The sequence below is a fragment of the Pseudomonas sp. BS-2016 genome (assembly GCF_001806145.1).
GTDB lineage: Bacteria > Pseudomonadota > Gammaproteobacteria > Pseudomonadales > Pseudomonadaceae > Aquipseudomonas > Aquipseudomonas lundensis.
In genome coordinates, this window is the sequence record NZ_MLCT01000008.1 from 20,140 (window position 1) to 45,643 (window position 25,504).

At 59.0% G+C, this 25,504-nt stretch carries 19 protein-coding genes; 6 read left to right on the forward strand and 13 right to left on the reverse strand.

What is annotated here, in order from left to right; all coding sequences use genetic code 11:
* Window positions 1-53: 53 nt before the first annotated feature.
* Window positions 54-3,503, forward strand: coding sequence for a transcription-repair coupling factor (gene mfd, locus BKD70_RS00190; protein ID WP_047274045.1), 3,450 nt, complete (start codon window positions 54-56; stop codon window positions 3,501-3,503).
* A 24-nt stretch (window positions 3,504-3,527) separates the two neighbouring features.
* Complete coding sequence (locus tag BKD70_RS00195) at window positions 3,528-6,230, forward strand: DEAD/DEAH box helicase (protein WP_047274044.1); 2,703 nt, start codon at window positions 3,528-3,530, stop codon at window positions 6,228-6,230.
* Window positions 6,231-6,296: 66 nt separating this feature from the next.
* On the opposite strand, the gene BKD70_RS00200 is transcribed toward BKD70_RS00195, so the two are convergent.
* The 3 genes from BKD70_RS00200 to BKD70_RS00210 all read right to left on the reverse strand — a co-directional run bounded on the left by BKD70_RS00200 (window position 6,297) and on the right by BKD70_RS00210 (window position 8,934).
* Window positions 6,297-7,034 carry an S-methyl-5'-thioinosine phosphorylase gene (locus tag BKD70_RS00200; RefSeq protein ID WP_047274042.1) on the reverse strand — a complete coding sequence of 246 codons (738 nt, stop codon included), beginning with the start codon at window positions 7,032-7,034 and terminating at the stop codon, window positions 6,297-6,299.
* Between the two features lie 12 nt (window positions 7,035-7,046).
* Complete coding sequence (gene nagZ, locus BKD70_RS00205) at window positions 7,047-8,045, reverse strand: beta-N-acetylhexosaminidase (RefSeq protein ID WP_169835869.1); 999 nt, start codon at window positions 8,043-8,045, stop codon at window positions 7,047-7,049.
* 181 nt (window positions 8,046-8,226) lie between these two features.
* Window positions 8,227-8,934, reverse strand: a complete 708-nt coding sequence (locus tag BKD70_RS00210) for a TetR/AcrR family transcriptional regulator (RefSeq protein WP_047274039.1) — start codon at window positions 8,932-8,934, stop codon at window positions 8,227-8,229.
* Window positions 8,935-9,193: 259 nt separating this feature from the next.
* On the opposite strand from BKD70_RS00210, the gene lexA reads away from it, so the two are divergent.
* Both lexA and sulA read left to right on the forward strand, forming a co-directional pair.
* On the forward strand, window positions 9,194-9,802 hold the full coding sequence (gene lexA / locus BKD70_RS00215; protein ID WP_047274037.1) for a transcriptional repressor LexA: 609 nt from the start codon (window positions 9,194-9,196) through the stop codon (window positions 9,800-9,802).
* Between the two features lie 12 nt (window positions 9,803-9,814).
* Window positions 9,815-10,288, forward strand: coding sequence for an SOS-induced cell division inhibitor SulA (sulA, locus tag BKD70_RS00220; RefSeq protein WP_047274035.1), 474 nt, complete (start codon window positions 9,815-9,817; stop codon window positions 10,286-10,288).
* Between the two features lie 65 nt (window positions 10,289-10,353).
* Here sulA and BKD70_RS00225 read toward each other — a convergent pair whose 3' ends face one another.
* The 7 genes from BKD70_RS00225 to BKD70_RS00255 all read right to left on the reverse strand — a co-directional run bounded on the left by BKD70_RS00225 (window position 10,354) and on the right by BKD70_RS00255 (window position 18,674).
* Window positions 10,354-10,590, reverse strand: coding sequence for a hypothetical protein (locus BKD70_RS00225; RefSeq protein ID WP_047274033.1), 237 nt, complete (start codon window positions 10,588-10,590; stop codon window positions 10,354-10,356).
* Between the two features lie 118 nt (window positions 10,591-10,708).
* Window positions 10,709-11,230, reverse strand: a complete 522-nt coding sequence (locus tag BKD70_RS00230; protein WP_047274031.1) for a DUF6586 family protein — start codon at window positions 11,228-11,230, stop codon at window positions 10,709-10,711.
* 269 nt (window positions 11,231-11,499) lie between these two features.
* Window positions 11,500-14,127, reverse strand: a complete 2,628-nt coding sequence (gene topA, locus BKD70_RS00235; protein ID WP_047274029.1) for a type I DNA topoisomerase — start codon at window positions 14,125-14,127, stop codon at window positions 11,500-11,502.
* Window positions 14,128-14,241: 114 nt separating this feature from the next.
* Window positions 14,242-14,478, reverse strand: a complete 237-nt coding sequence (locus BKD70_RS00240) for a DUF1653 domain-containing protein (protein WP_047274027.1) — start codon at window positions 14,476-14,478, stop codon at window positions 14,242-14,244.
* 106 nt (window positions 14,479-14,584) lie between these two features.
* Window positions 14,585-15,760, reverse strand: coding sequence for an acetyl-CoA C-acyltransferase FadA (fadA, locus tag BKD70_RS00245; protein WP_047274026.1), 1,176 nt, complete (start codon window positions 15,758-15,760; stop codon window positions 14,585-14,587).
* A 27-nt stretch (window positions 15,761-15,787) separates the two neighbouring features.
* Window positions 15,788-17,935, reverse strand: coding sequence for a fatty acid oxidation complex subunit alpha FadB (fadB, locus tag BKD70_RS00250; protein ID WP_047274025.1), 2,148 nt, complete (start codon window positions 17,933-17,935; stop codon window positions 15,788-15,790).
* Window positions 17,936-18,236: 301 nt separating this feature from the next.
* A complete protein-coding gene (locus BKD70_RS00255) occupies window positions 18,237-18,674 on the reverse strand; it encodes a hypothetical protein (protein ID WP_047274023.1) in 438 nt (145 codons plus the stop codon).
* Between the two features lie 106 nt (window positions 18,675-18,780).
* On the opposite strand from BKD70_RS00255, the gene BKD70_RS00260 reads away from it, so the two are divergent.
* A complete protein-coding gene (locus tag BKD70_RS00260; protein WP_047274021.1) occupies window positions 18,781-19,233 on the forward strand; it encodes a universal stress protein in 453 nt (150 codons plus the stop codon).
* 76 nt (window positions 19,234-19,309) lie between these two features.
* Here the strand turns inward: BKD70_RS00260 and BKD70_RS00265 are convergent, their stop codons facing one another.
* Complete coding sequence (locus BKD70_RS00265; protein ID WP_047274090.1) at window positions 19,310-21,226, reverse strand: ATP-binding cassette domain-containing protein; 1,917 nt, start codon at window positions 21,224-21,226, stop codon at window positions 19,310-19,312.
* Window positions 21,227-21,442: 216 nt separating this feature from the next.
* On the opposite strand from BKD70_RS00265, the gene BKD70_RS00270 reads away from it, so the two are divergent.
* Window positions 21,443-23,371: a transglycosylase SLT domain-containing protein gene (locus BKD70_RS00270; RefSeq protein ID WP_047274019.1), complete on the forward strand. Its 1,929-nt coding sequence runs from the start codon at window positions 21,443-21,445 to the stop codon at window positions 23,369-23,371.
* 48 nt (window positions 23,372-23,419) lie between these two features.
* Here BKD70_RS00270 and BKD70_RS00275 read toward each other — a convergent pair whose 3' ends face one another.
* Complete coding sequence (locus BKD70_RS00275; protein WP_047274017.1) at window positions 23,420-24,226, reverse strand: MOSC domain-containing protein; 807 nt, start codon at window positions 24,224-24,226, stop codon at window positions 23,420-23,422.
* A gap of 61 nt (window positions 24,227-24,287) precedes the next feature.
* Window positions 24,288-25,223 carry a chemotaxis protein CheV gene (locus BKD70_RS00280; protein ID WP_047274015.1) on the reverse strand — a complete coding sequence of 312 codons (936 nt, stop codon included), beginning with the start codon at window positions 25,221-25,223 and terminating at the stop codon, window positions 24,288-24,290.
* Between the last annotated feature and the right edge of the window lie 281 nt (window positions 25,224-25,504).

A 25,504-nucleotide genomic window follows, 5' to 3' on the forward strand; every position in this document is an offset into this window, starting at 1 on the left:
CCAGGCCCGTTACAATCGGCCTCTTTGCCGCAACGCTTGGAGCTCAACCTTCCGTGCCCGTCCTGCGACTACCCAAACTTCCTGCTACGGCAGGCAAACAGCACTGGGGCAACCTGCCCGGTGCCGCCCTGAGCCTCGCCATTGCCGAGGCCGCCAGCGCCGCCAAGCGCTTCACTCTGCTCCTGACCGCCGACAGCCAAAGCGCCGAACGCCTTGAGCAGGAGTTGAGGTTCTTTGCACCCGAGCTGCCCGTCTTGCATTTCCCGGACTGGGAAACCCTGCCCTACGACCTGTTTTCGCCGCATCAGGACATCATTTCCCAGCGCATCGCCAGCCTGTACCGGTTGCCCGAGCTGGATCATGGCGTTTTGGTAGTGCCGATCACCACGGCCCTACACCGCCTGGCACCGACCAAGTTTCTGCTCGGCAGCAGCCTGGTGCTGGATATCGGCCAAAAACTGGATGTCGAGCAGATGCGCACCCGCCTGGAGGCCAGCGGTTATCGCTGTGTCGACACGGTGTACGAGCACGGCGAGTTCGCCGTACGTGGCGCGCTGATCGACCTGTTCCCCATGGGCAGCAAGCTGCCTTACCGGATCGACCTGTTCGACGACGAAATCGAAACCCTGCGCACCTTCGACCCGGAGAATCAGCGCTCCATCGACAAAGTCGATTCGGTTCGCTTGCTTCCCGCACGGGAATTCCCCCTGCAGAAGGATGCCGTGACACGCTTCAAGGCACGGTTCCGCGAACGGTTTGACGTCGACTTTCGACGCTGCCCGATCTTTCAGGATTTGAGCAGCGGGATTACGCCAGCAGGTATCGAGTACTACCTGCCGCTGTTCTTCGACGAAACCTCCACCCTGTTCGATTACCTGCCCGGCGACACCCAGGTGTTCTCGTTGCCCGGCATCGAACAGGCCGCCGAGAACTTCTGGTCCGACGTGCGCAACCGCTACGAAGAACGCCGGGTTGACCCCTCCCGTCCTTTATTGCCGCCCGCCGAACTGTTCCTGCCGGTCGAAGACTGCTTCGCCCGCCTGAAAAGCTGGCCGCGGGTGGTCGCCAGTCAGGATGACCTGGACACCGGCAGCAGCCGCGAACGCTTCCCGGCGCAGCCATTGCCCAATCTTGCGATCGAGGCCAAGGCCAATCAGCCGCTGGCCGCCCTCTCGGGGTTTCTTGAGCAATTTGAAGGCCGCGTGCTGTTTACCGCCGAGTCCGCCGGTCGCCGCGAAGTCTTGCTGGAGCTGCTTGAGCGATTGAAGCTACGCCCCAAAACCGTCGACAGCTGGCCGGACTTCGTGTCCAGCAAGCATCGCCTGGCAATCACCATTGCCCCGCTCGATGAAGGCTTGTTGCTGGACGATCCGGCGCTGGCCCTGATCGCCGAGAGCCCGCTGTTCGGTCAGCGAGTGATGCAGCGCCGACGCCGCGAAAAGCGCGCCGACGCCAACAATGACGCCGTAATCAAAAACCTGACCGAGCTGCGCGAAGGTGCGCCGGTGGTGCACATCGACCACGGTGTTGGCCGCTATCAAGGCCTGGCGACCCTGGAAGTCGACAATCAGGTGGCTGAATTCCTGACCCTCGAATACGCCGAAGGCGCCAAGCTCTATGTGCCCGTGGCCAACCTTCACCTCATTGCCCGCTACACCGGCAGCGATGACGAGCTGGCGCCCCTGCACCGCCTGGGCTCTGAAACCTGGCAAAAGGCCAAACGCAAAGCGGCTGAACAGGTTCGCGATGTGGCTGCCGAACTGCTCGACATTTATGCCCGTCGCGCCGCCCGCGAAGGTTACGCGTTCGACGACCCGAAAGCCGACTACGCAACCTTCAGCGCGGGCTTCCCGTTTGAAGAGACCCCGGATCAGCAGACCGCCATCGAAGCAGTGCGCGCCGACATGCTCGCGCCAAAGCCCATGGATCGCCTGGTGTGCGGTGACGTGGGCTTCGGCAAGACCGAGGTGGCCATGCGCGCGGCGTTCATCGCTGTGCATGGCGGGCGTCAGGTCGCCATTTTGGTTCCCACTACTCTGCTGGCACAGCAACATTACAACAGCTTCCGCGACCGATTCGCCGACTGGCCAGTGCGGGTAGAAGTCATGAGCCGCTTCAAATCGGCCAAAGAGATCAATGCGGCGGTCGCCGATCTGGCCGAAGGCAAGATCGACATCGTGATTGGCACCCACAAACTGTTGCAAGACGACGTCAAAATCAAAAACCTCGGGCTGGTCATCATCGATGAGGAACACCGGTTCGGCGTGCGCCAGAAAGAACAGCTCAAGGCCCTGCGCAGCGAAGTCGACATTCTGACCCTCACCGCCACGCCGATCCCGCGCACGCTGAACATGGCGGTTTCGGGCATGCGCGACTTGTCGATCATCGCCACGCCGCCCGCCCGCCGCCTGTCAGTGCGCACCTTCGTCATGGAGCAGAACAACAGCACGGTCAAAGAAGCCCTGCTGCGTGAACTGCTGCGTGGTGGGCAGGTTTACTACCTGCACAACGATGTGAAGACCATTGAGAAATGCGCGGCCGATCTGGCCGAACTCGTCCCCGAAGCCCGTATCGGCATTGGCCACGGCCAGATGCGCGAGCGCGAACTCGAACAAGTGATGAGCGACTTCTATCACAAGCGCTTCAACGTGCTGATCGCCTCGACCATCATCGAGACCGGTATCGACGTGCCGAGTGCGAACACCATCATCATCGAACGCGCCGACAAGTTCGGCCTGGCGCAATTGCACCAGTTGCGCGGCCGCGTGGGCCGCAGTCACCACCAGGCCTACGCCTACCTGCTGACGCCTCCACGCCAGCAAATCACCGGGGACGCGCAAAAGCGCCTGGAGGCCATCGCCAATACCCAAGATTTGGGTGCAGGCTTTGTACTGGCCACCAACGACCTGGAAATCCGTGGCGCTGGCGAGCTTCTGGGCGACGGCCAAAGTGGCCAGATCCAGGCCGTGGGTTTCACCCTGTACATGGAAATGCTCGAACGCGCCGTCAAGTCGATCCGCAAGGGCGAACAACCGAACCTCGACCAGCCGTTGGGCGGTGGCCCGGAGATCAACCTGCGGGTGCCCGCGCTGATTCCCGAGTCGTACCTGCCCGATGTGCATGCGCGACTGATTCTGTACAAGCGCATCGCCTCAGCGACCGACGAAGAAGGCTTGAAGGACTTGCAGGTCGAGATGATCGACCGCTTCGGCCTGCTGCCGGAACCGACCAAAAACCTGGTGCGCATTACCTTGCTCAAGCTGCACGCCGAACAACTGGGCATCAAAAAAGTCGATGCCGGGCCGCAAGGCGGGCGCATCGAGTTTGCCGCGGACACCCCGGTCGATCCGCTGGTGCTGATCAAACTGATTCAGGGCCAGCCCAATCGCTACAAGTTTGAAGGCGCGACGCTGTTCAAGTTCATGGTGCCCATGGAACGCCCGGATGAGCGCTTCAATACCATCGAGGCGCTGTTTGAGCGCCTGACACCGAAGCCTTCTTGATGGGGCCCGCACAATGAAGTCCCCATGCCCCTGAACCCGACACCCCGACTGACCAAACCGCTGGCGCCAACGTGGGTCAGCCGGTTCAAAGAGCAAACCCTTGAGCGTGGCCGTCGCTACGCCAGGGAAAATCGCGTCAGAATCGCCCGGATCGGTGACAGCCAGATCACGTCCAGCTGTCAGGGTTCAGGCGAAAACCCCTACCGCCAAACCATTGAGTTGCGCGAGTCTGCCAAAGGCTCGTTGCTACTGGTGGGCGCGACGTGCACCTGCCCTGTGCGCATCCACTGCAAACACATAGCGGCCGTACTACTGAAGATTGAAGACACTTTGAATTACCCTGCTGCTGCCCAGGACGCCGAGCTTCTGGAAAAACTGCAAGCGGTGCTCGACGCGCGCCGCCCTGCCAACCTGCCCGAACAACTGATCGACGACGTGCAACCGGTGCCGCGCTTGTGGCTGGCCAGTGCCGAGTTCAGTGCGTTCGAGCCGCGCAACGGCAAAATGCAGCGTTACATCCAGCACCGCGCGGCGCTGTCTTTCAACTACCGGGAGCATTACGTCTCGGGGCAGAAAAACGCCGACGTGCTGATTCGCCAGGATGACCACGTGTTGCGCATCAAGCGCCACCCCGAAACAGAAAACGCCTACCGCGAGCAACTGCGTGCCCTGGGATTCAAAATCGCTACCCGCCAGAGCAAAGCCCTGCCTGAAAGCGCCGGTGAACTGTTTGAAATGGTCAACGACAGTGCCTGGCTGAATTTCACCCTCAATCAGATGAACAGCTTGCGAGACCAGGGCTGGGAGTTACAGATCGACGAGCATTTCGGCTTTGACCTGAGCCCTGTCGAAGACTGGTATGCCAACGTCGACGAAGCGCCGGAACGTGACTGGTTCGACCTGGAACTGGGGATCATCGTCAATGGCCAACGCCTGAGTTTGCTGCCCATCTTGCTGAACCTGATGCGCTCGCACACCGAGATTCTCAGCCCCGAAAAACTGGCCAAACGCCGTGACGATGAACTGATTCTGGTGAACATCCCGGCCATTCCCAACAGCACCCACGTGCCGTTGCAAGTGGCCTTGCCCTACGGACGCCTGAAACCCGTGCTGGCCACCCTGGGTGAGTTTTACCTGGGCGAACCGAGCGCCACGACCTTGCGCATCAAGAGCGCCGACGCGCCACGGCTCAATGCCCTGGACGCTATCCCCCTGCGCTGGGAGGGCGGTGAACAGATTCGCGGGTTCGCCCAACGCTTGCGCGACATCAAGGATTTCAGCGTGGCGCCGCCACAGGGGCTCAATGCCACGTTGCGCCCCTATCAGCTTGAAGGATTGAGCTGGATGCAGTCATTGCGCCAGCTTGAAGTGGGCGGGATTCTGGCGGATGACATGGGACTGGGCAAAACCCTGCAAACCCTGGCGCACATTCTGTGCGAAAAAAACGCTGGCAGACTGGACCGCCCGGCCATGGTGGTGATGCCCACCAGCCTGATTCCGAACTGGATGGACGAAGCCGCGCACTTCACCCCGCAGCTCAAGGTGCTGGCGCTGTATGGGGCCAGTCGCAAAAAACACTACGAACACCTCACCGAATACGACCTGATCCTGACCACCTATGCCTTGCTGCCCAAAGACATTGAGCGGTTGGCCAAGGTGCCGCTGCACATTCTGATTCTCGACGAAGCGCAGTACATCAAAAACCCGAACAGCAAAGCCTCACAGGCCGCGCGCGAACTGTCGGCACGCCAGCGCCTGTGCCTGAGCGGAACGCCGTTGGAGAACCATCTGGGGGAACTGTGGGCGCTGTTTCACTTTTTGCTGCCCGGGTGGCTGGGGGACGTCAAAACCTTCAACCGCGACTATCGGGTGCCGATTGAGCGCCAAGGCAACGATGAGCGCCTGCAACACTTGAACGCACGTATCAAACCGTTTCTGCTGCGCCGCACCAAAGAGCAGGTCGCCACCGAGCTGCCACCCAAGACCGAGATCATCCACTGGGTGGACCTGAACGAAGCGCAGCGGGACGTTTACGAAACCATGCGCCTGGCGATGGACAAGAAAGTGCGCGATGAAATCACCCGCAAAGGCGTCGGGCGCAGCCAGATCATCATTCTTGAAGCGCTGCTCAAGCTGCGCCAGGTGTGCTGCGACTTGCGGCTTGTGAGCGATAACCCGCCGAAGAAAGGCAGCACGTCGGGCAAGCTCGACAGCTTGATGGTGATGCTTGAAGCGTTGTTCGCCGAGGGCCGGCGCATTCTTCTGTTTTCGCAATTCACCTCAATGCTCGGGCTCATCGAAGCTGAATTGAAGAAGCGCAACATTGCCTACGCCCTGCTCACGGGGCAAACGCGGGACCGGCGCACCCCCGTCAAAGACTTCCAGAGTGGCAAACTGCAGATTTTCCTGATCAGCCTCAAGGCCGGTGGCGTGGGTTTGAACCTGACCGAAGCGGACACCGTGATTCACTACGACCCGTGGTGGAATCCGGCCGCCGAGAACCAGGCCACCGACCGTGCCTACCGCATCGGGCAAGAAAAACCGGTATTTGTGTACAAGATGATTGCCCGCGGCACCGTGGAAGAGAAAATCCAGCACTTGCAGCAGGAAAAGTCAGATCTGGCGGCAGGGGTTCTGGACGGCCGTAGTGCGGGAGACTGGAAGTTGCAGGACGACGACATTGAGGCGCTGTTCGCGCCCCTGCCACCCAAAACCGAAAAGCGTTAATCCCGATCCTGTAGCCGCTGACCAGCAGCGCCAGGCTTCGTCTGGCGGCTACAGCAGGTAAAGGGCTTACCCTGCCAGCACACGTGCCAGCGTCGATTTGACCTTGCCCATGCCGTCGCGCAGGGCCTGTTCGATTTCGGCCATGGTAATGATTGCCGTGGACTTGCCCGCTGCCGGGTTCACCACCAACGCCAGACAGGCATACTCCAGTTCCAGCTCACGGGCCAGTGCCGCCTCGGGCATTCCGGTCATGCCGACAATGTCGCAGCCGTCACGCTCAAGGCGAGCAATTTCAGCCACTGTTTCAAGGCGTGGTCCTTGGGTCGCCGCATACACACCATGGGAGCTGTAGGAACACCCCTCGGCAGCCAATGCGCCAATCAACTGCTCGCGCAGGGATTCGGTGTAGGGATGGCTGAAGTCAATGTGCGTGACATGCTCCAGATCCCCCGCAAAAAACGTGTGCTCCCGGCCACTGGTGTAATCGATCAATTGGTGCGGTACGCAGAAATGCCCGGTGCCCATGGCCATATGGATGCCGCCTACGGCATTGACCGCCAAAATCGCCTGAGCACCTGCCTGTTTCAGCGCCCAAATGTTGGCGCGGTAGTTCACCTGATGGGGCGGGACCCGATGCGGGTGTCCGTGGCGCGCCAAAAACAACACTTCACGCCCGGCGAACTCACCGACCTGAATGTCGGCCGAGGTCGGGCCATACGGGGTATCCAGCGCCAGCGAGCGCGTAATGGTCAAGCCTTCAAGCTGGGTCAGGCCCGTGCCACCCATAATTGCGTAAACCGTCATCAGAGCGATCCCTTAATCAATCAACTGAGCATCTTTGAGCGCACCGATCGCCACCTGCCAACGCGGGTCCTGGCGGTAGTCGGTGCTGGCGAAGGCCTGACTGCGCATGCGTGCAATGCGGGCTGAAGGCGTGACCTTCAGGCGCTGGGCCGCCGTGAGGGCCAGCTCCGCCGCCGCGCGGTCATTGCACACCAGGCCCATGTCGCAGCCGGCCGTCAAGGCCGCTTCGATGCGACTGGCCGCGTCACCCACGACATGGGCGCCGGCCATCGACAGGTCATCACTGAAAATGACGCCATCGAACCCCAGCTCACCGCGCAGGATGTCCTGCAACCAGCGACGGGAAAAGCCAGCGGGCTGGCTGTCGACCTTGGGATAAATCACATGGGCCGGCATGACGGCCGCCAACTGCTGACTCAGACGCGCGAACGGCACCAGATCGTGGCTGCGAATCTGTTCAAGGCTGCGCTCATCGACGGGAATGGCCACATGAGAATCAGCTTCAGCCCACCCGTGCCCCGGAAAATGCTTACCCGTGGCGGCCATTCCAGCGTCATTCATCCCGCGGATGAACGCACCAGCCAGGGTTGCAGCCCGCTGCGGATCGCCCTCAAATGAGCGGCTACCGACCACGGCACTGCGCTGGTAGTCGAGATCCAGTACGGGCGCGAAACTCAAGTCCAGCCCCACTGCCAAAACCTCAGTCGCCATGATCCAGCCGCATTGCTCGGCAAGGTACTCGGCATTGGGGTTATCAGCGATGGCACGCATGGCAGGCAAGCGGACGAACCCCTGGCGCAGGCGTTGAACCCGCCCGCCCTCCTGATCCACCGCCAGCAGCAGGTCGGGGCGAATGGCGCGAATCGAAGCGCACAGTTCACGCACCTGACGCGGGTGCTCAATATTTCGCGCGAAAATAATCAGGCCGCCCACTTCAGGCTGGCGCAGCAGGTGTCGATCGTCAGCCGTCAGCCAGGTGCCGGCGACGTCCACCATCAAGGAGCCTTGCAAGGCAGAACTCATGGGTAATCCTTAAAAGAAAGTGCGCGTGCTCCCCGGCCCCGAATGCAGGCAGCGGCGTGCGCGCCTGCGGTGTGGGCAGCAGCCGTGAAGTGGGGACAGGGGAGCAAGGCGGGAATGAGCATGGCGGCAAGCTTAGCGGAACTGCGCAGCCACGCCCACCCGCGTCAGGTCAAAGCTTGGGGTTGGCTTGAGACGTTTTGTTGCGCGGGCGCATTTGTGCCGCCGCCATCGCAGGATCGACCACGCCGCTTTCGGCACGCATGCCAGCGGCCAGAAAAGGCACCATCAAACGCATGACTTGCTCGATCGAGGTGTTAACCCCGAAATCGGTTTCGGCAATTGCGCGCAGCGCCTTGATCCCGGACATGCTGAACGCAGCCGCCCCCAGCATGAAGTGCACGCGCCAGAACAGTTCAATCGGCGGGATTTGCGGCGCAGCCTCATTGACCAGCAGCATGTAACGGCGAAACACTTTGCCATACATGTCTTCAAGATAGCGGCGCAAATGCCCCTGGCTCTGACTGAACGCCAACCCCAGCAATCGCATAAAGATGGACAGGTCGTTGCCACTGCGCGGCTGAATCACCAACGCTTGCTCCACCAGCATTTCCAGCAGCTCTTCAAGCTCGGGACGGCTGTCCGGCCTGGCCTGGCGCCGTTCCAGCTCACGGTCGAGGTTGGCGCAGAAAGGCCCGAGGAAGCGCGAAAAGACGGCCTGGATCAGCGCTTTTTTAGACCCGAAATGGTAATTCACAGCCGCCAGGTTGACCCCGGCTTTGCTGGTGATCAGCCGCAATGAAGTCTCGGCAAAACCTTTTTCCGCGAACAGCTGCTCAGCAGCATCAAGGATACGTTCAACGGTTTCCGACTGGGCCATGTCTACTCCGGCTGACAAACACTTAAACAGTTGTTTGAAACATACGTTTCAGTTTGTAAAAAGTCAAGGTGGGCATTCTTTTTGCGACCGGCCAGTCCGGCATTTAACCACAGCCTCGGAGGACGCGGCCGGTGCTGATAAAGTAGCCGCCTCACTGCTCATCGACGACCGTCCAGCGGACGGTTAAAAATGGAGCATTGCCAATGCGCCTTCACTGTATATAATCCCAGTCACTGTATAAAAAGACAGAGCGATCAACATGCTAAAACTGACGCCACGCCAAGCTGAGATCCTGGCCTTTATCAAACGCTGCCTGGATGACAACGGCTACCCGCCCACCCGTGCCGAAATCGCACAGGAGCTGGGCTTCAAGTCACCCAATGCCGCCGAAGAACACCTCAAAGCCCTGGCCCGCAAGGGCGCCATCGAAATGACGCCGGGCGCCTCCCGCGGCATCCGGATCCCCGGTTTCGAGGCCAGTGCCGACGAGTCCACCCTGCCCATCATCGGTCGAGTGGCCGCTGGCGCTCCCATACTGGCGCAGGAACACGTTGAAGAGTCCTGCAACATCAACCCGACCTTCTTCCACCCGCGCGCCGACTACCTGTTGCGCGTCCAGGGCATGAGCATGAAGGACGTTGGCATCTTTGATGGCGACCTGCTTGCCGTCCACACGTGCCGCGAGGCAAGAAACGGGCAAATCGTGGTAGCCCGTATTGATGACGAAGTAACGGTCAAACGATTCAAGCGAGAAGGCAGCAAAGTCTGGCTGATCGCCGAGAACCCCGATTTCGCGCCGATTGAGGTCAACCTCAAAGAGCAGGAACTGGTTATCGAAGGCCTGAGTGTCGGCGTTATTCGCCGTTAATAAGGAGGCGTCATGCAGTTCCCGCACACATCGCTACCCGCACAACTTCCTTTATTCGAGGCATTCATGGCTCAACCCATGCCCGCCACGATCAAGACCGTGCTTGATTCACCCTGGCGCGCAGAACCTGAAGTTTTCAGTGAACTGTCGCTACGCGGCGCTGCCGAGAACTGCTTGAGCCTGTTGGCCCCCATGCTTCGCGAACTCAGCGAGCAACAAGATGAGCGCTGGCTGACACTGATCGCTCCACCCGCCAGCCTGACGCAAAGCTGGCTGCGCGATGCTGGCCTGAACCGCGAACGCATTTTGCTGCTCCAGCCCAACGGCAACAAGAGCGCTTTGCAATTGACCTGTGAAGCGCTGCGCCTGGGCCGCAGCCACACGGTGGTGAGCTGGATAAACCCGCTCAACAGCACCGCACGTCAACAATTGATTGGCGCAGCCCTGATGGGTCAAGGGCAAAGCCTGAATATTCGATTGGGCTAAACAGCTCCAGCACGGGGCTTCTATAGAACACAGAAGCCAGCCGTTGAACGGTTCAACCGAAACACTCAGTGAAGGATGCGCGGTCCTTCATCCTCTTTATCAAGCTCGCCCTCGGCCAGCCGCCCCGCCATTTGCACCCCAACACTCAACATGGCTTTTGCCACTTCAACATGCTGCCCCTGAAGAAAGGCCTTGGCGTCTTCAGAGAAGTTCAGCGTCACCAAAGACCCCTCGTCCTCAGCCCGGCGCAATTCGATACGGCCGTCAGGCAATTCGACAATTTCTAGAAAGGACGTTGGCATAAAAGTTGGTTCTCCACGAAAGCGCGGGATTATATCAGTCATCCCTCAGGAATTTGCCACGTTCTGTGGCGCTTTAATGACGTCCTGATGAATGACCGTACAGTTTCGAACCCGACTTTTAGCACTCATTGAGTGCATCGCGAAAGCGCAGGGCCATTTTCTTAAGGCTTTGACGCCATTGTTCAAGGGTTTCGTGGCTGAGTGTTTCCTGCACGTCATCCTCCAGACTGACCACGTCAATCAAGGGTTGAAACACATCGGCCTTGACCTTTTTAGGCGCCTGCAAGGGTTGATACAGGGCTGCATGCGCGGCCACTAACTGCGCCAGCCAAGTGCCCGGAGCCCGTACCAGCTCCACCATTTCGGCCAGTTCCGGAATAGCGTTGGCGTCCAACACGTCTTGCGTCAGCAACAACTCCACACGATTAGCGTGAGCCTGCGGTAACCGATAGAAACCCGTAATTTCATGACACAAACCCAGCAGCGCGCCATACAAGTGAAACACTGCCGACTCGCACTCTGCCTGTCGCAATGCTTGCGCGTTCATGGCCCCGCCGTGTGATGCCTTATTCATGGCTTCCAGCGCCAAGCCCGCAAAATAAATTTTCTGATTGGTGCGGGTATAGAGTTCGTGAGCCATACAGGCGCTCCACAGCAAAAGGGTTAGGGCAGGTCGAGCAGTCTCAAGGAAATGAGGTGACAGGCGCAAGGGGCTTCACTCTTCGCGCCCTGAATCTGCGGCAACCGGACTGTTGCCTCTATAGCCTTTGACGCCTAGCGCGGCGTCCGGCGACGAAGTCGTCGCACGAAAGCATCAGCCTCTTGCCTGGCCGAGACCTCAACCACAGGTCAAAAAAAACCGCGCGGGGCATGCAGCCCTCGCGCGGTTTTTAGCCGTTCAGCAACGGATCAAGCGTCTTTGTCTTTGCGCTTGTCTTCAACTTTCCAGCTGGAACCGTCGTAGAACGCGCGCCAGCCTGTCGGCTTGCCGTCCACTTCAGTTTGCACGTATTGCTCCTTGGTTTTACGGCTGTAACGGATCACAGCAGGTCGACCCTCCGGGTCTTTCTTCGGCGCTTCACACAAGAAGTGGTACTTCGGATCGATTTCATCCTTATGCGGAATGATTTCAATCACCAGCGGTGCGCGGGTTTCACGGTTTTTCGGGAACTGACTGGCTGCCAGGAACAGCCCCGACGCACCGTCACGCAGAATGTAGGTGTCGTTGACCTTCTCGCACTTGAGCTCCGGCATTTTCACCGGGTCCATTTTCGGCGGGGCCGCTTCACCGCTTTTCAGCAACTTGCGTGTGTTTTTACATTCCGCATTGGTGCAGCCGAAGAACTTGCCGAACCGGCCGGTCTTGAGCTGCATCTCGCTGCCGCACTTATCACATTCCAGGCTCGGGCCTTCATACCCTTTGATGCGGTAGCTGCCCTCTTCGATTTCGTAGCCAGCGCAGTCCGGGTTGTTACCACAGATGTGCAGCTTGTGCTTCTCATCCAGCAGGTAAGCATCCATGGCGGTGCTGCAAATCGGGCAACGGTGCTTGCCCAGCAAAACCCGCGACTCAGACTCACCCTCATCGTCCGCTGCGATCTCGTCGCCCGGCACCAGGTTGACGGTGGCCTTGCAACGCTCTTTGGGCGGCAGGCTATAGCCCGAGCAACCAAGGAATACACCGGTCGATGCCGTACGGATCTGCATCGGGCGCCCGCATTCCTTGCACGCAATATCAGTCATCACCGGCTGGTTGGCACGCATGCCACTGTCCGGGTCCGCCGCCACTTCAAGTTTTTTCTTGAAGCTGCCGTAGAACTCGTCCAGCACGTTCTTCCAGTCACGCTCACCGTGCGCCACGTCATCGAGGTTTTCTTCCATTCCGGCGGTGAAGCCGTAGTCCATCAGGTCGGAGAAACTCTCGGACAAACGCTCGGTAACGATGTCGCCCATTTTTTCGGAGTAGAAACGGCGGTTGTGCAAGGCCACATAGCCGCGATCCTGAATGGTCGAAATGATGGCTGCATAGGTCGATGGACGACCGATGCCACGCTTTTCCATCTCTTTGACCAGGCTGGCTTCGGAGTAACGTGCCGGTGGCTTGGTGAAGTGCTGGGTCGGATCAAGGTTGATCAGTTTCAACACATCGCCCTGAGCCATGTCCGGCAACACATCGTCGTCGCCCGGCTTGGCAATTTGCGGCATGACGCGGGTGTAACCGTCGAACTTGAGAATGCGGCCTTTGGCGCGCAGCTCAAAATCACCAGCCGCCACACTCACGGTGGTGGACAAATATTTGGCCGGCAGCATCTGGCACGCCACAAACTGGCGCCAGATCAGCTCGTAAAGGCGCTCAGCGTCGCGCTCCATGCCCGACAGCTTGCTCGGATGCATGTTCACGTCTGAAGGACGAATCGCTTCGTGAGCCTCTTGTGCGCCTTCCTTGCTGCTGTAGACGTTAGGCGCTGGCGGCAGATACGACGCGCCGAACTCACCTTCAATGTAGGTGCGGGCCATTTCAACCGCATCCGCCGACAGGTTGGTGGAGTCGGTACGCATATAGGTGATGTAGCCCGCTTCGTACAAGCGTTGAGCCATCATCATGGTTTTCTTCACCCCGAAGCCCAAGCGATTGCTCGCGGCCTGTTGCAGGGTGGAGGTGATGAACGGTGCCGACGGCTTGCTGCTGGTCGGTTTGTCTTCACGCTTGGCGATGGTGTAGCTGGACGCCTTGAGCTTCTCCAGCGCTGCCATGGCCTGGGCTTCATTCAGCGGCTTGAAGGCCTCGCCTTTTTCGCGGGCCACATCGAAGCGCACTTTTGCGCCTTTGGCCGTGCCCAGGTCCGCATGAACTTCCCAATACTCTTCAGGGTTGAACGCGCGAATTTCGCGCTCACGCTCAACCACCAGCTTCACGGCCACCGATTGCACGCGACCTGCCGACAAACCACGGGCAATTTTTGCCCACAGCAATGGCGAAACCATGTAGCCCACCACGCGATCGAGGAAACGGCGCGCTTGCTGGGCATTGACGCGGTTGATGTCCAGCTCGCCCGGTTTGGAGAACGCTTCCTGAATGGCTTTTTTGGTGATCTCGTTGAACACCACGCGCTTGTAGCGACTGTCATCCCCACCGATGGCTTCGCGCAGGTGCCATGCAATGGCCTCCCCCTCGCGATCCAAGTCGGTTGCGAGATAGATGGTGTCAGCATCCTTGGCGAGCCGGCGCAGCTCTTCGATGACCTTTTCCTTGCCGGGAAGGATCTCGTACTTGGCTTTCCAGCCGTGCTCCGGATCGACGCCCATGCGCGAGATCAGCTGCTTTTGAGCTTTCTCTTTCGGCGACAAAGCAGGCGCTTCGCCCGCCGCGGCCTTGCCACGCTTGGCAGCCGGTTCTTTGCTGGCGCTAGCCGAACCGCTGGTGGGCAGGTCTCGGATATGGCCGATACTCGACTTCACCACGTACTCGTTACCCAAGTACTTGTTGATGGTCTTGGCCTTAGCCGGGGATTCCACAATGACCAGCGATTTGCCCATGGATCAGAAAATTCCTGAATTCTAGAAGTGAAAGGCGGTTCGCGCCTGACGCGGCACCGCTATATATAGTGGCAACAAGGTGAGGTCAAGCGCAGGGTGCTGCGCGACGCCCGCTTATGGCCGGGAAAAAAGACTGGGTTCGGCCTCGATCAGTGCAAAGCGCGGTACTTGCTCGCCATCTACCTCGACCGTTTCCAAAAACATGCTCAATGGGCGCACCCAAAAACCGAAATCCCCATACAGGGCTTGGTAGAACACCACTTCCTCTTCGGTTTCAGAATGGCGAGCCACATTGAATACCCGATATTGCGGCCCTTTGTAATGCTGATAGAGGCCCGGTTGTAGCGGCATGTTGCGACACCCTCTTTACACATAAAAAAATTAAAGCTCATGACGATTAAAAAGTCATAAAAACAAAAACCGGGGCACTTGGCCCCGGCTTCTGTCAACGCAACGCTTAGACGCGTTCGAAGACAGTTGCAATGCCCTGGCCAAGACCAATGCACATGGTGGACAACCCGAAGGTGCCGCCATTTTGTTTCATCACATTGAGCAAGGTGCCGGAGATACGCGCACCCGAGCATCCAAATGGATGACCCAGAGCAATGGCGCCGCCGTGCAGGTTAACCTTCTCATTCATCTTGTCGAGCACTTTCAAATCTTTCAGCACCGGAAGCGCCTGTGCAGCGAACGCTTCGTTGAGTTCGATGAAGTCTATATCGGCCATGCTCAAGCCCGCGCGCTTCAAGGCTTTCTGCGTCGCCGGAACCGGACCATAACCCATAATTGCAGGGTCTACACCTGCAACAGCCATCGAACGAATCACAGCCAGAGGCTCCAGACCCAGGTCTTTTGCACGCTGAGCGGACATCACGATCATGCACGATGCACCATCAGTGATTTGCGACGACGTACCGGCGGTTACCGTACCGCCTTTAGGGTTGAACGCAGGTTTCAACGCCGCCAGGCTTTCCATTGTCGTTTCCGGACGAATGGTCTCATCGTAGTCGAAGGTTTTCAGGAAGCCATTTTCGTCATATCCCTGCATCGGAATAATTTCGTCTTTGAACTTGCCTTCAATCGTCGCCTTGTGGGCCAACTGGTGCGAACGAACGCCGAAAGCATCCTGTTGCTCACGGGTGATACCGTGCATCTTGCCCAGCATTTCAGCGGTCAGGCCCATCATGCCCGACGCCTTGGCCGCATACAGCGACATGTGCGGGTTAGGGTCGACGCCATGCATCATGCTCACATGACCCATATGCTCGACGCCGCCTACCACGAATACGTCACCGTTGCCGGTCATGATCGCTTGCGCCGCGGTGTGCAACGCGCTCATGGATGAACCGCACAGGCGGCTCACGGTCTGGGCTGCGGAGGTGTGCGGGATTTGGGTCATCAACGACGCCATGCGCGCGATGTTCCAGCCCTGCTCCAGGGTCTGGTTAACACAACCCCAAATCACATCTTCCACTTCGTTCGGGTCAACCTTGCTGTTGCGCTCCAGCACTTTGCTGATCAGGTGCGCAGACATGTCTTCAGCACGGGTGTTGCGGTGCATGCCACCCTTGGAGCGGCCCATCGGGGTGCGACCGAAGTCTACAATCACCACGTCTCTAGGATTCAAGCTCATAATTTCACTCTCACTCTAATGGGGCGCTTAACCGAAGAAGCTCTGGCCGTTTTTGGCCATTTCACGCAGCTTCGCCGTCGGGTGGTACAGCGCGCCCAGTTCAGCGTACTGATCAGCCAGGGCCACGAACTCTGCAACACCGACCGAGTCGATGTAGCGCAGGGCGCCGCCACGGAATGGAGGGAAACCGATGCCGTACACCAGGCCCATATCGGCCTCGGCGGCGGTTTCAACGATGCCGTCTTCCAGGCAACGCACGGTTTCAAGGCACAGCGGGATCATCATCCAGTTGATGATGTCTTCGTCGGTGACGTCACGCTGCTCGTAAACGATCGGCTTGAGCACCTCAAGCACGCTTGAGTCGACGACTTTCTTCTGCTTGCCGCGCTTGTCCGCCTCGTAAGCGTAGAAACCCTTGCCGTTTTTCTGACCCAGACGCTTGGCTTCGTAGAGCGCATCGATCGCTGAACGACGGTCATCTTTCATGCGGTCAGGGAAACCTTCCGCCATCACGTCTCGACCATGGTGGCCAGTGTCGATGCCGACCACGTCCATCAGGTACGCCGGGCCCATTGGCCAGCCGAATTTTTCCATGACCTTGTCAATGCGCACGAAGTCGACGCCAGCGCTGACCAACTTGGCGAAACCGCCGAAGTACGGGAACAGCACACGGTTGACCAGGAAGCCCGGGCAATCATTGACGACGATCGGGTTTTTACCCATTTTCTTGGCGTAGGCAACCGTGGTGGCCACAGCCAGGTCGCTGGATTTCTCGCCACGAATCACTTCAACCAGCGGCATCATGTGCACCGGGTTGAAGAAGTGCATGCCGACGAAGTTTTCCGGACGCTTGAGGGCTTTTGCCAACAGGCTGATGGAAATGGTCGAGGTGTTCGAGGCCAGAATGGCATCTTCCTTGACGTGGTCTTCAACTTCAGCGAGTACTGCCTGCTTGACCTTCGGGTTTTCAACGACCGCTTCGACCACCAGGTCCACGTGACCGAAATCACCGTAGGACAAAGTAGGACGAATACCATTGAGCACTTCAGCCATTTTGGCGGGGGTCATACGACCTTTATCAACGCGCCCCACCAGCAACTTGGCGGCTTCAGCCAGACCCTGCTCGATGCCGTGCTCGTTGATGTCTTTCATCAGGATCGGCGTGCCTTTGGAGGCCGACTGATAGGCAATGCCGCCACCCATGATGCCCGCGCCCAGAACGGCAGCCTGCTTCACGTCTTTGGCGATCTTGTCGTGGATCTTGGCTTTTTTCTTCAGTTCCTGATCGTTCAGGAACAACCCGATCAGGCATTGCGAGGCAGAGGTCTTGGCCAGCTTGGCAAAACCTGCCGCTTCAACTTCCAGTGCTTTATCGCGACCGAAGTTCGCAGCCTTCTGGATGGTTTTGATCGCTTCAACCGGCGCCGGGTAGTTCGGACCGGCTTGACCGGCCACGAAACCTTTGGCGGTTTCGAATGCCATCATTTGTTCGATGGCGTTCAGCTTGAGCTTCTCAAGTTTTGGCTGACGCTTGGCCTTGTAGTCCAGCTCGCCGCTAATGGCACGCTTGATCAGGTCCAAGGCCGCAGCGCCCAGCTTGTCGGCCGTCACTACAGCGTCAACGGCGCTGACTTTCAGCGCATCTTCAGCACGGTTTTCTTTGCCGGAGGCGATCCACTCAACCGCGTTGTCCACACCAATCAGGCGCGGCAGGCGAACCGTGCCGCCAAAGCCCGGATAGATGCCGAGCTTGACTTCGGGCAGACCGATTTTGGCGCTGTCGGCCATGACACGGAAATCCGCCGCCAGGCACATTTCCAGACCACCGCCCAGTGCAATTCCGTTGATGGCTGCTACGGTTGGGACATTGAGGTCTTCGAAGTCACTGAAGATCTTGTTGGCTTCGAGGTTGCCAGCAATCAGCTCGGCATCCGGCAACTTGAAGTTTTCGACGAATTCGGTGATGTCCGCGCCGACGATGAAGACGTCTTTGCCGCTGGAAACAATAACGCCCTTGACCGAAGCATCTGCCTTGATCGCATCGACTGCCTGACGCAGTTCGTTCAGGGTTAGACGGTTGAACTTGTTGACGGACTCACCCTTGAGGTCGAACTTCAGTTCGACGATGCCACTTTCAAGAGCCGTAACCGTGATGGCTTTACCTTCGTAAATCATCAACTGATCTCCAGGATATGGAAGCTGAACAGTACACGTCGGACGCTAGCGTCTGGCTGGCAATGACGACACCGTCAATGCTAACGCCAATCCACCAGGCACACCCGCCAACGCGATATTCGGGGTTATGCGAACGTTGCCTGCACGGCAAACACTCGATTCATACGCCCGTTTGATTTGGGTGTCACACCTTCACGGAAAAGCGTGCGCTTGTCAATTGTCCGAAACAACGATGACAAAACGACCCATCAGTCAGTTCTTGCTCGCCTGCGCACGCCGCCGCGAGACGGTGGCAGCCCGCTCACGCGAGGGCTTTGAGGACTTCATCGATCGCCACCAAGACCTGCGATTCGCCTTTCTCGCCCCAGTACAGGGCGATCATCTGCTTGCCTGCTTCCACTTTGTATACGTTCGCCGGCAGCTTGCGAAACTGCGCCAACAAGCGCTCATCGGTGCAGACTTCACGCCATTGATTGACCCATATCCCCGGCGCGGATTGCCAATAACACCACACCTGCGGGTCGTTGCCGCGCCGCGGACGATGAAACTGCGCACATGAGCCGGGCGGCTCCGGCTCCAGCCAATGCGGCCATTCCTGAGGCGTCAATTGCATGGCCAAACCCATCCGCCGTGCTTCCATGCGCAGCGCCATACGCCCGCTTTGACGACGCGAAGGACGCAGCCAGGCAAGCGGACTCAAAATCAGCGCCAGGATTGACACCACTATCCATACCGTCATATGTGTACTCTCACTGCCTTCAAATTAATGCATTGACCCTGACTTGAACCAAGGCTCTGCAAAAGAGCCATACTCACGCCCATGACCGTTTACAGGAGCGCCTCACATGTCCACCCCCAAACCCTACACGCATATTTTGGTTGCCGTAGACCTGACTGAAGAGTGCGACCCGGTGATTTATCGCGCCAGCGCCAGCGCAGAAGCCAATGGCGCCAAGCTGTCTTTGATCCACATCGTCGAACCCATGGCCATGGCCTTTGGCGGGGATGTGCCGATAGACCTGTCACAGGTGCAACAACAACAGTTTGATCAGGCCAAAAAGTGCCTTGATCGGCTGATCGATATCTATCCGCAACTCACAAAAGAAAATTGCAAGCTAGCCTATGGCCAGCCCCGACAAGAAATTCACAGTTTTGCCAAGGAGCATCACTGCGACCTGATCGTCGTCGGCAGCCACGGCCGCCACGGCCTTGCCCTGCTACTGGGCTCCACCGCCAACGACGTGCTGCATGGCGCGCCTTGCGACGTACTGGCGGTCAGCCTCAAAAAGCCCGACTGAGCCCCCCCCCCGCGAGCAAAAAAGCCCGACCTTTTGATTAAAAAGGCCGGGCTTTTTCAGTTCAGCAACTGCTCAATCAGGCATCCAGCTCAGCCCAACGCTCCACCAGTTGCTCAAGTTCCGCTTGCAACGCTTCAAGCTTGGCAATCACTTCAGCCGTTTGTGCAGCAGGACGCTGATAGAAGCCCGCGTCAGCCATTTCAGCTTCGACTGCGGCAATCGCCTGCTCCTTGGCATCAATCTCGCCCGGGAGCGCTTCCAGTTCGCGCTGCAGCTTGTAGCTCAGCTTCTTTTTTGCCGCAACAGGCGCCGCCGCCGGCGCTTGCGCGGGAGCTGCTGTGACCACGGCCGAGGTGAGGTCCGCCTTGCCGGATTTGCTTTCAGTCACGCCGAGCAAGCGCGGCGAGCCGCCCTGGCGCAGCCAGTCCTGATAACCGCCCACGTATTCACGCACCTTGCCTTCGCCTTCAAAGACCAACGTGCTGGTGACCACGTTGTCGAGAAATGCCCGGTCGTGACTGACCATCAATACGGTGCCCTTGAAGGTCAGCAAGACCTCTTCCAGCAACTCGAGGGTTTCGACGTCGAGGTCGTTGGTCGGTTCGTCGAGGACCAGCAGGTTGGCAGGCTTGCTGAACAACTTGGCCAGCAGCAAGCGCGCACGCTCGCCCCCTGACAGCGCCTTGACCGGCGTGCGGGCACGCTGCGGACTGAACAGGAAATCACCCAGGTAGCTGAGGACGTGGCGGCTTTGGCCATCGATATCGATAAAGTCACGGCCTTCAGCCACGTTATCGATAACGGTTTTTTCCAGGTCCAACTGATGACGCAACTGGTCGAAGTACGCCACGTCGATGCGCGTCCCCTCTTCCACCTTGCCGTTGGTAGGCTGCAAACCGCCCAGCATCAACTTGAGCAGGGTCGTTTTGCCCGTACCGTTGGCGCCCAGCAGACCGATACGGTCGCCGCGCTGCAACACCATCGAGAAGTCCTTGATCAGGAACGGACCTTCCGGGTGCGCGAAGCTGACGTTTTCCAGCACCATCACTTGCTTGCCGGACTTGTCAGCGGTGTCGAGCTGGATATTGGCTTTGCCGGTGCGCTCACGGCGCTCGCTGCGTTCAACACGCAGGGCCTTGAGCGCACGCACACGGCCTTCGTTACGGGTGCGGCGCGCCTTGATGCCCTGGCGAATCCACACTTCTTCCTGGGCCAGGCGCTTGTCGAACAGCGCGTTCGCGGTTTCTTCCGCTGCCAGGCTGGCTTCCTTGTGGACCAGGAAACTGGCGTAGTCGCCGTTCCAGTCAATCAGGCCGCCACGGTCCAGCTCCAGAATCCGGGTCGCCAGATTTTGCAGGAATGAACGGTCGTGGGTAATGAACAGCACGGCCCCCTGGAAGTCCTTGAGGGCTTCTTCGAGCCAGGCAATGGCACCGATGTCCAGGTGGTTGGTCGGTTCGTCGAGCAGCAGCAGGTCCGGCTCGGACACCAGCGCTTGCGCCAACAGAACACGACGACGCCAGCCGCCGGACAATTCGGCCAGGGTTTTGTCCGCCGGCAATTGCAAGCGGCTCAGGGTGCTGTCGACCAGTTGCTGCAAGCGCCAGCCGTCACGGGCTTCGAGGTCTTGCTGGACGTGCATCAGCTTGTCCAGATCGGCGTCGGTGACGATGTTCTGGCTGAGGTGGTGGTACTGAGCCAGCAGCTCGCCCACACCGTCGAGGCCTTCGGCCACCACGTCGAACACCGTCCGTCCGTCGGCAACCGGCAACTCTTGCGGCAATTCGCCAATCTTGAGGCCGGGTGCGCGCCAGACAGAACCGTCGTCGGGCTTTTGATCACCTTTTACCAGCTTCATCATGCTGGACTTGCCGGTGCCGTTGCGGCCGATGATGCACACCCGCTCTCCACGGGCGATCTGCCAGGACACCTTGTCCAACAACGGCGTAGAGCCGAAAGCAAGGGACACATCGCTGAATTTGAGCAGGGTCATGAGCTTCTCCAAAAACTGGGCGCGCATTCTACCTGATTTGCGCCTTCAGGCGGCCGGCTATTTATTGTTGGCCCTGCGCTTGCCTCCATTTAGTCGCAAGTTTCACCGCTGGGCCTGCAAGGCGTTCACGCGCTGCTGGCAAAAGGCTAAGCTACGACTCAATCAGTGCCGGGCTCCCCCTGCACACACCGCGTTTTTCATCTGTACGGAAGCCCCATGCGCAGTCGTCTCTTCAACTTTTTATCCTGCCTGCTTCTCACCAGTTGCGCCGTGCAAGCCGCACAGGCCGCAGACCTGACCCAACAACGCCAACTGTACGACGAGGCCAAACGCGCCTTGGCCAAAGGCGATTCCGGCCCCTACTTCCGAAATGCCGATGCCCTGCGCAGCTATCCGCTGACGCCGTACCTGGCCTACGACGAACTCACCGCCCGCCTGAAAAGCGCCAGCAACGCTGAAATTGAGCAGTTTTTGGCGGCGCATGGCGACCTGCCGCAAGCCAACTGGATGAAACTGCGCTGGTTGCGCTGGCTGGCTGATCGCGGCGACTGGGCGACCTTTGCCAAGTATTACGACCCCAAGCTCAACTTTACCGAGCTGGACTGCCTGAACGGCCAGTACCAACTGGCGCACAACCAAAAAGCCGAAGGTTACGCCAGCGCGGAAAAACTCTGGCTGGTGGGCAAAGCACAACCGGCGGCGTGCGACGCCCTGTTCAGCCAGTGGGCCGCCGACGGCCAACTGACCGAACAAAAACGTTGGCAGCGGGTAAAGCTGGCGGCTGAAGCCCGCAATTACGGCCTGGCCACCACCCTGGCTAACGGCCTCAACACGCTAGGCCCACAAGCCAAAGTGATGATTGAAGTGGCACAAAAGCCCGATCTGCTCAGCCAACCATCGCGCTTTCTGCCCGCCAGTGAGGCCATGTCTGACGCCGTAGGCCTGGGCTTGCGACGTTTAGCGCGACAGGACCCTGAGAAAGCGGCAGCACTGCTCGACACCTACGCCACCAACATGCATTTCTCACGGGATGAAAAGGTCGCCATCGCCCGTGAGATTGGTCTGACGTTTGCCCGCCGTTATGACAGCCGCGGCTTGGACATCATGACAAAATATGACCCCGAGCTGCGCGACAACACCGTCACCGAATGGCGCTTGCGCCTGCTGTTGCGCCTGGCTCGCTGGGAAGATGCCTATCAACTGACCCGCCAATTGCCGCAGGATCTGGCCACCAGCAACCGCTGGCGCTACTGGCAGGCGCGCAGCCTGGAGCTGGCCGAACCGAAAAATCCACAAGCGCAAGTGCTGTTCAAAAATGTGGCCCGCGAGCGTGATTTCTACGGCTTCCTGGCAGCCGATCGGGCGCAGACCCCGTATCAGCTCAACAACAAACCGCTGGTGCTCAGCCCGCAATTGATTAACAAAGTGCGCAACACCCCCGGCGTACAGCGTGCACTGGAATTTCATGACCGCGGGCAAATCGTCGATGGCCGCCGTGAGTGGTATCACGTCAGCCGCCACTTCAATCGCGACGAAATGGTGGCGCAAGCCAAATTGGCCTACGACCGCAAATGGTATTTCCCGGCCATTCGCACCATCAGTCAGGCGCAGTATTGGGACGATCTGGACATCCGCTTCCCGATGGCGCACCGCGACACTCTGGTGCGCGAGGCCAAAGTGCGCGGCTTGCATTCCAGTTGGGTATTCGCCATCACCCGTCAGGAAAGTGCCTTTATGGATGACGCGCGTTCCGGTGTGGGCGCAAGCGGCTTGATGCAATTGATGCCAGCCACAGCCAAAGAAACCGCCAGAAAATTCAGCATTCCGCTGGCATCGCCCCAACAAGTGTTGAACCCGGACAAGAACATCCAGCTGGGCGCCGCCTACCTGAGTCAGGTGCATGGCCAGTTCAACGGCAACCGGGTATTGGCTTCAGCGGCTTATAACGCAGGCCCGGGCCGCGTTCGCCAATGGCTGCGGGGCGCCAACCACCTGGGCTTTGACGTGTGGATTGAAAGCATTCCCTTCGACGAAACCCGCCAGTACGTGCAGAACGTGTTGTCGTACTCGGTGATCTACGGTCAGAAACTCAACGTGCCCCAGCCCCTGGTGGATTGGCATGAGCGGTATTTTGACGATCAGTGACCGCGGATAATCCCCTGCAGGGGCGAGCGCACCTGCAGGGGCAACGCGTTATTCCAACACAGTCACCGGCATGCCGACTTCCAGCAGGCCATGGCTGTCGTTCACCAGGTTCTGCCCGAACATCGTGCCGCCTTCCTGCTTGCGGTAGCTCATCAGGGTATTCAAGGGTTCACGCTGCGCATCACGCTCGCCGGTGTGCGGATCAATGGTGGTGAGGATGCAACGCGAGCATGACTTCACCACGCGAAACTCCACCTCGCCAATACGCACACGCTTCCAGCCATCTTCGGCAAACGCTGCACTGCCGGAGACCACGAGGTTGGGACGAAATCGCAGCATCTCCAAAGGTCGACCGACCTTGTCTGAAATGTCGTCGAGCGATGCCTGACCAATGAGCAACAACGGGTAACCATCGGCGAACGCCACTTTGTCGTCATCGCGGCCATAACCGGACTCAGTGGTCCGCGCCCGCGCCAACGGCACATGCACCAGGCGCACGCGCTGGTCTATAAAACGGCTCAACCACCCGGCAGCTTCATCCCCCGCGTCCGGCACGCGCAAAGTGTCGCGCCAAATGGTCACGCCTCGCAGGTCGCTGTCGGCCTGAGGCACGGGCACGTCCAGCGCCTCAAAGCCATCGGCCTTCAAGGTCAGGCCGCCATTTGCATTCCACAGGGCAGACAGCTGGCTCATGTGCGGGTGGGTGCGCTGGGTCAAAAAGCGCCCGGAGGCTTCATCCACCAGCATCCAGCGTCGATCACCCTCTACGCCCAACGGGTCCAGGCGCACCTGAGACAAGCTTTCGCCTTTGCCGGACTTGAGCGGGAATCGGTATATCGAACTTAGCTGCAGCATGAATCAGCTCCCTGCGGATTAAAAACGCCACAGTATACGAGCCGATCCTGCGTGCAAAGAATCAGGCGGGCACTTGATCCAGCATCAGACGCTGACGGACCACATCCACCAGTTTGTCCGGCTGGAATTTGGACAGGAAATTGTCACAGCCCACCTTCTTGACCATGGATTCGTTGAAGCTGCCCGACAGCGAGGTGTGCAGCACCACGTATAGACCGCGCAGGCGCGGATCGTTACGAATTTCAGTGGTCAGGCGATAGCCATCCATCTCGGGCATTTCCGCATCGGTGAAGATCATCAACAGCTTGTCGGTCATGACCTGCCCGGCATCTGCCCAGCCCTTGAGCATGTTCAGTGCCTTGAGACCATCGCTGGCCACGTGCATCTTGACCCCCAACTGCGAAAGGGTTTCGCGCAATTGAGACAGGGCGACTTTGGAGTCATCGACCAGCAGCACTTCGCGGCCCCGCGCATGTTCCAGGATCGGGTCTTCGAGCTTCTCACGCGAGACCTTGGCGCTGTAGGGCACGATTTCGGCCAGCACTTTTTCAACGTCGATAATCTCGACCAGTTGCTCATCGACCTTGCTGATGGCGGTCAGGTAATGCTGACGCCCGGCGCTGGTGGGCGGAGGCAGGATGGCTTCCCAGTTCATGTTGACGATGCGGTCGACCCCGCCCACCAGAAACGCCTGAACCGAGCGGTTGTACTCGGTCACGATGATCGTACTGTCAGGGCCGGGCACCAGAGGCCGCATGCCGATGGCCTGCGACAAATCAATCACGGGCAGGGTCTGGCCACGCAGATTCACGACACCACACACAAACGGGTGTCGCTGCGGCATCAGGGTCAATTTGGGTAATTGCAGAACCTCTTGCACCTTGAACACGTTGATCGCGAACAGCTGCCGACCCGCCAGACGGAACATGAGAATTTCCAGTCGGTTTTCACCGACCAACTGGGTGCGCTGGTCTACCGTGTCGAGAATGCCGGCCATGAATAACTCCTGGGCGTGGGGGCTGAGTGTGTAGGGTCTGTTCGCATTTGTTCGCAGCGGCGACGAACACCCGCCCTGCGCCTTGCCTGGCTAAATGTGACCCAGCAACGCTGGCTTACATTGAAACAGGAACAGACCCTAGCCTTATCGGCAGCAAAATCAGGACCTTGACCCCCTGCGCCAAACGGCCACACAAAGTGATGGCACTTTAACATCATCTAGTGCCATTATTGCTGCCTGCGCTTGACCCGAGCCCCCTCACCTTTCTCCCTAGCGGGCCC

What these genes read in the sequence shown, in the direction of transcription:
- BKD70_RS00195 (WP_047274044.1), top strand. Translation starts at nt 3,528, where the DNA reads ATGCCCCTGAACCCGACACCCCGACTGACCAAACCGCTGGCGCCAACG.
- BKD70_RS00200 (WP_047274042.1), bottom strand. Translation starts at nt 7,034, where the DNA reads ATGACGGTTTACGCAATTATGGGTGGCACGGGCCTGACCCAGCTTGAA.
- BKD70_RS00210 (WP_047274039.1), bottom strand. Translation starts at nt 8,934, where the DNA reads ATGGCCCAGTCGGAAACCGTTGAACGTATCCTTGATGCTGCTGAGCAG.
- lexA (WP_047274037.1), top strand. Translation starts at nt 9,194, where the DNA reads ATGCTAAAACTGACGCCACGCCAAGCTGAGATCCTGGCCTTTATCAAA.
- sulA (WP_047274035.1), top strand. Translation starts at nt 9,815, where the DNA reads ATGCAGTTCCCGCACACATCGCTACCCGCACAACTTCCTTTATTCGAG.
- BKD70_RS00225 (WP_047274033.1), bottom strand. Translation starts at nt 10,590, where the DNA reads ATGCCAACGTCCTTTCTAGAAATTGTCGAATTGCCTGACGGCCGTATC.
- BKD70_RS00230 (WP_047274031.1), bottom strand. Translation starts at nt 11,230, where the DNA reads ATGGCTCACGAACTCTATACCCGCACCAATCAGAAAATTTATTTTGCG.
- topA (WP_047274029.1), bottom strand. Translation starts at nt 14,127, where the DNA reads ATGGGCAAATCGCTGGTCATTGTGGAATCCCCGGCTAAGGCCAAGACC.
- BKD70_RS00240 (WP_047274027.1), bottom strand. Translation starts at nt 14,478, where the DNA reads ATGCCGCTACAACCGGGCCTCTATCAGCATTACAAAGGGCCGCAATAT.
- fadA (WP_047274026.1), bottom strand. Translation starts at nt 15,760, where the DNA reads ATGAGCTTGAATCCTAGAGACGTGGTGATTGTAGACTTCGGTCGCACC.
- fadB (WP_047274025.1), bottom strand. Translation starts at nt 17,935, where the DNA reads ATGATTTACGAAGGTAAAGCCATCACGGTTACGGCTCTTGAAAGTGGC.
- BKD70_RS00255 (WP_047274023.1), bottom strand. Translation starts at nt 18,674, where the DNA reads ATGACGGTATGGATAGTGGTGTCAATCCTGGCGCTGATTTTGAGTCCG.
- BKD70_RS00260 (WP_047274021.1), top strand. Translation starts at nt 18,781, where the DNA reads ATGTCCACCCCCAAACCCTACACGCATATTTTGGTTGCCGTAGACCTG.
- BKD70_RS00265 (WP_047274090.1), bottom strand. Translation starts at nt 21,226, where the DNA reads ATGACCCTGCTCAAATTCAGCGATGTGTCCCTTGCTTTCGGCTCTACG.
- BKD70_RS00270 (WP_047274019.1), top strand. Translation starts at nt 21,443, where the DNA reads ATGCGCAGTCGTCTCTTCAACTTTTTATCCTGCCTGCTTCTCACCAGT.
- BKD70_RS00275 (WP_047274017.1), bottom strand. Translation starts at nt 24,226, where the DNA reads ATGCTGCAGCTAAGTTCGATATACCGATTCCCGCTCAAGTCCGGCAAA.
- BKD70_RS00280 (WP_047274015.1), bottom strand. Translation starts at nt 25,223, where the DNA reads ATGGCCGGCATTCTCGACACGGTAGACCAGCGCACCCAGTTGGTCGGT.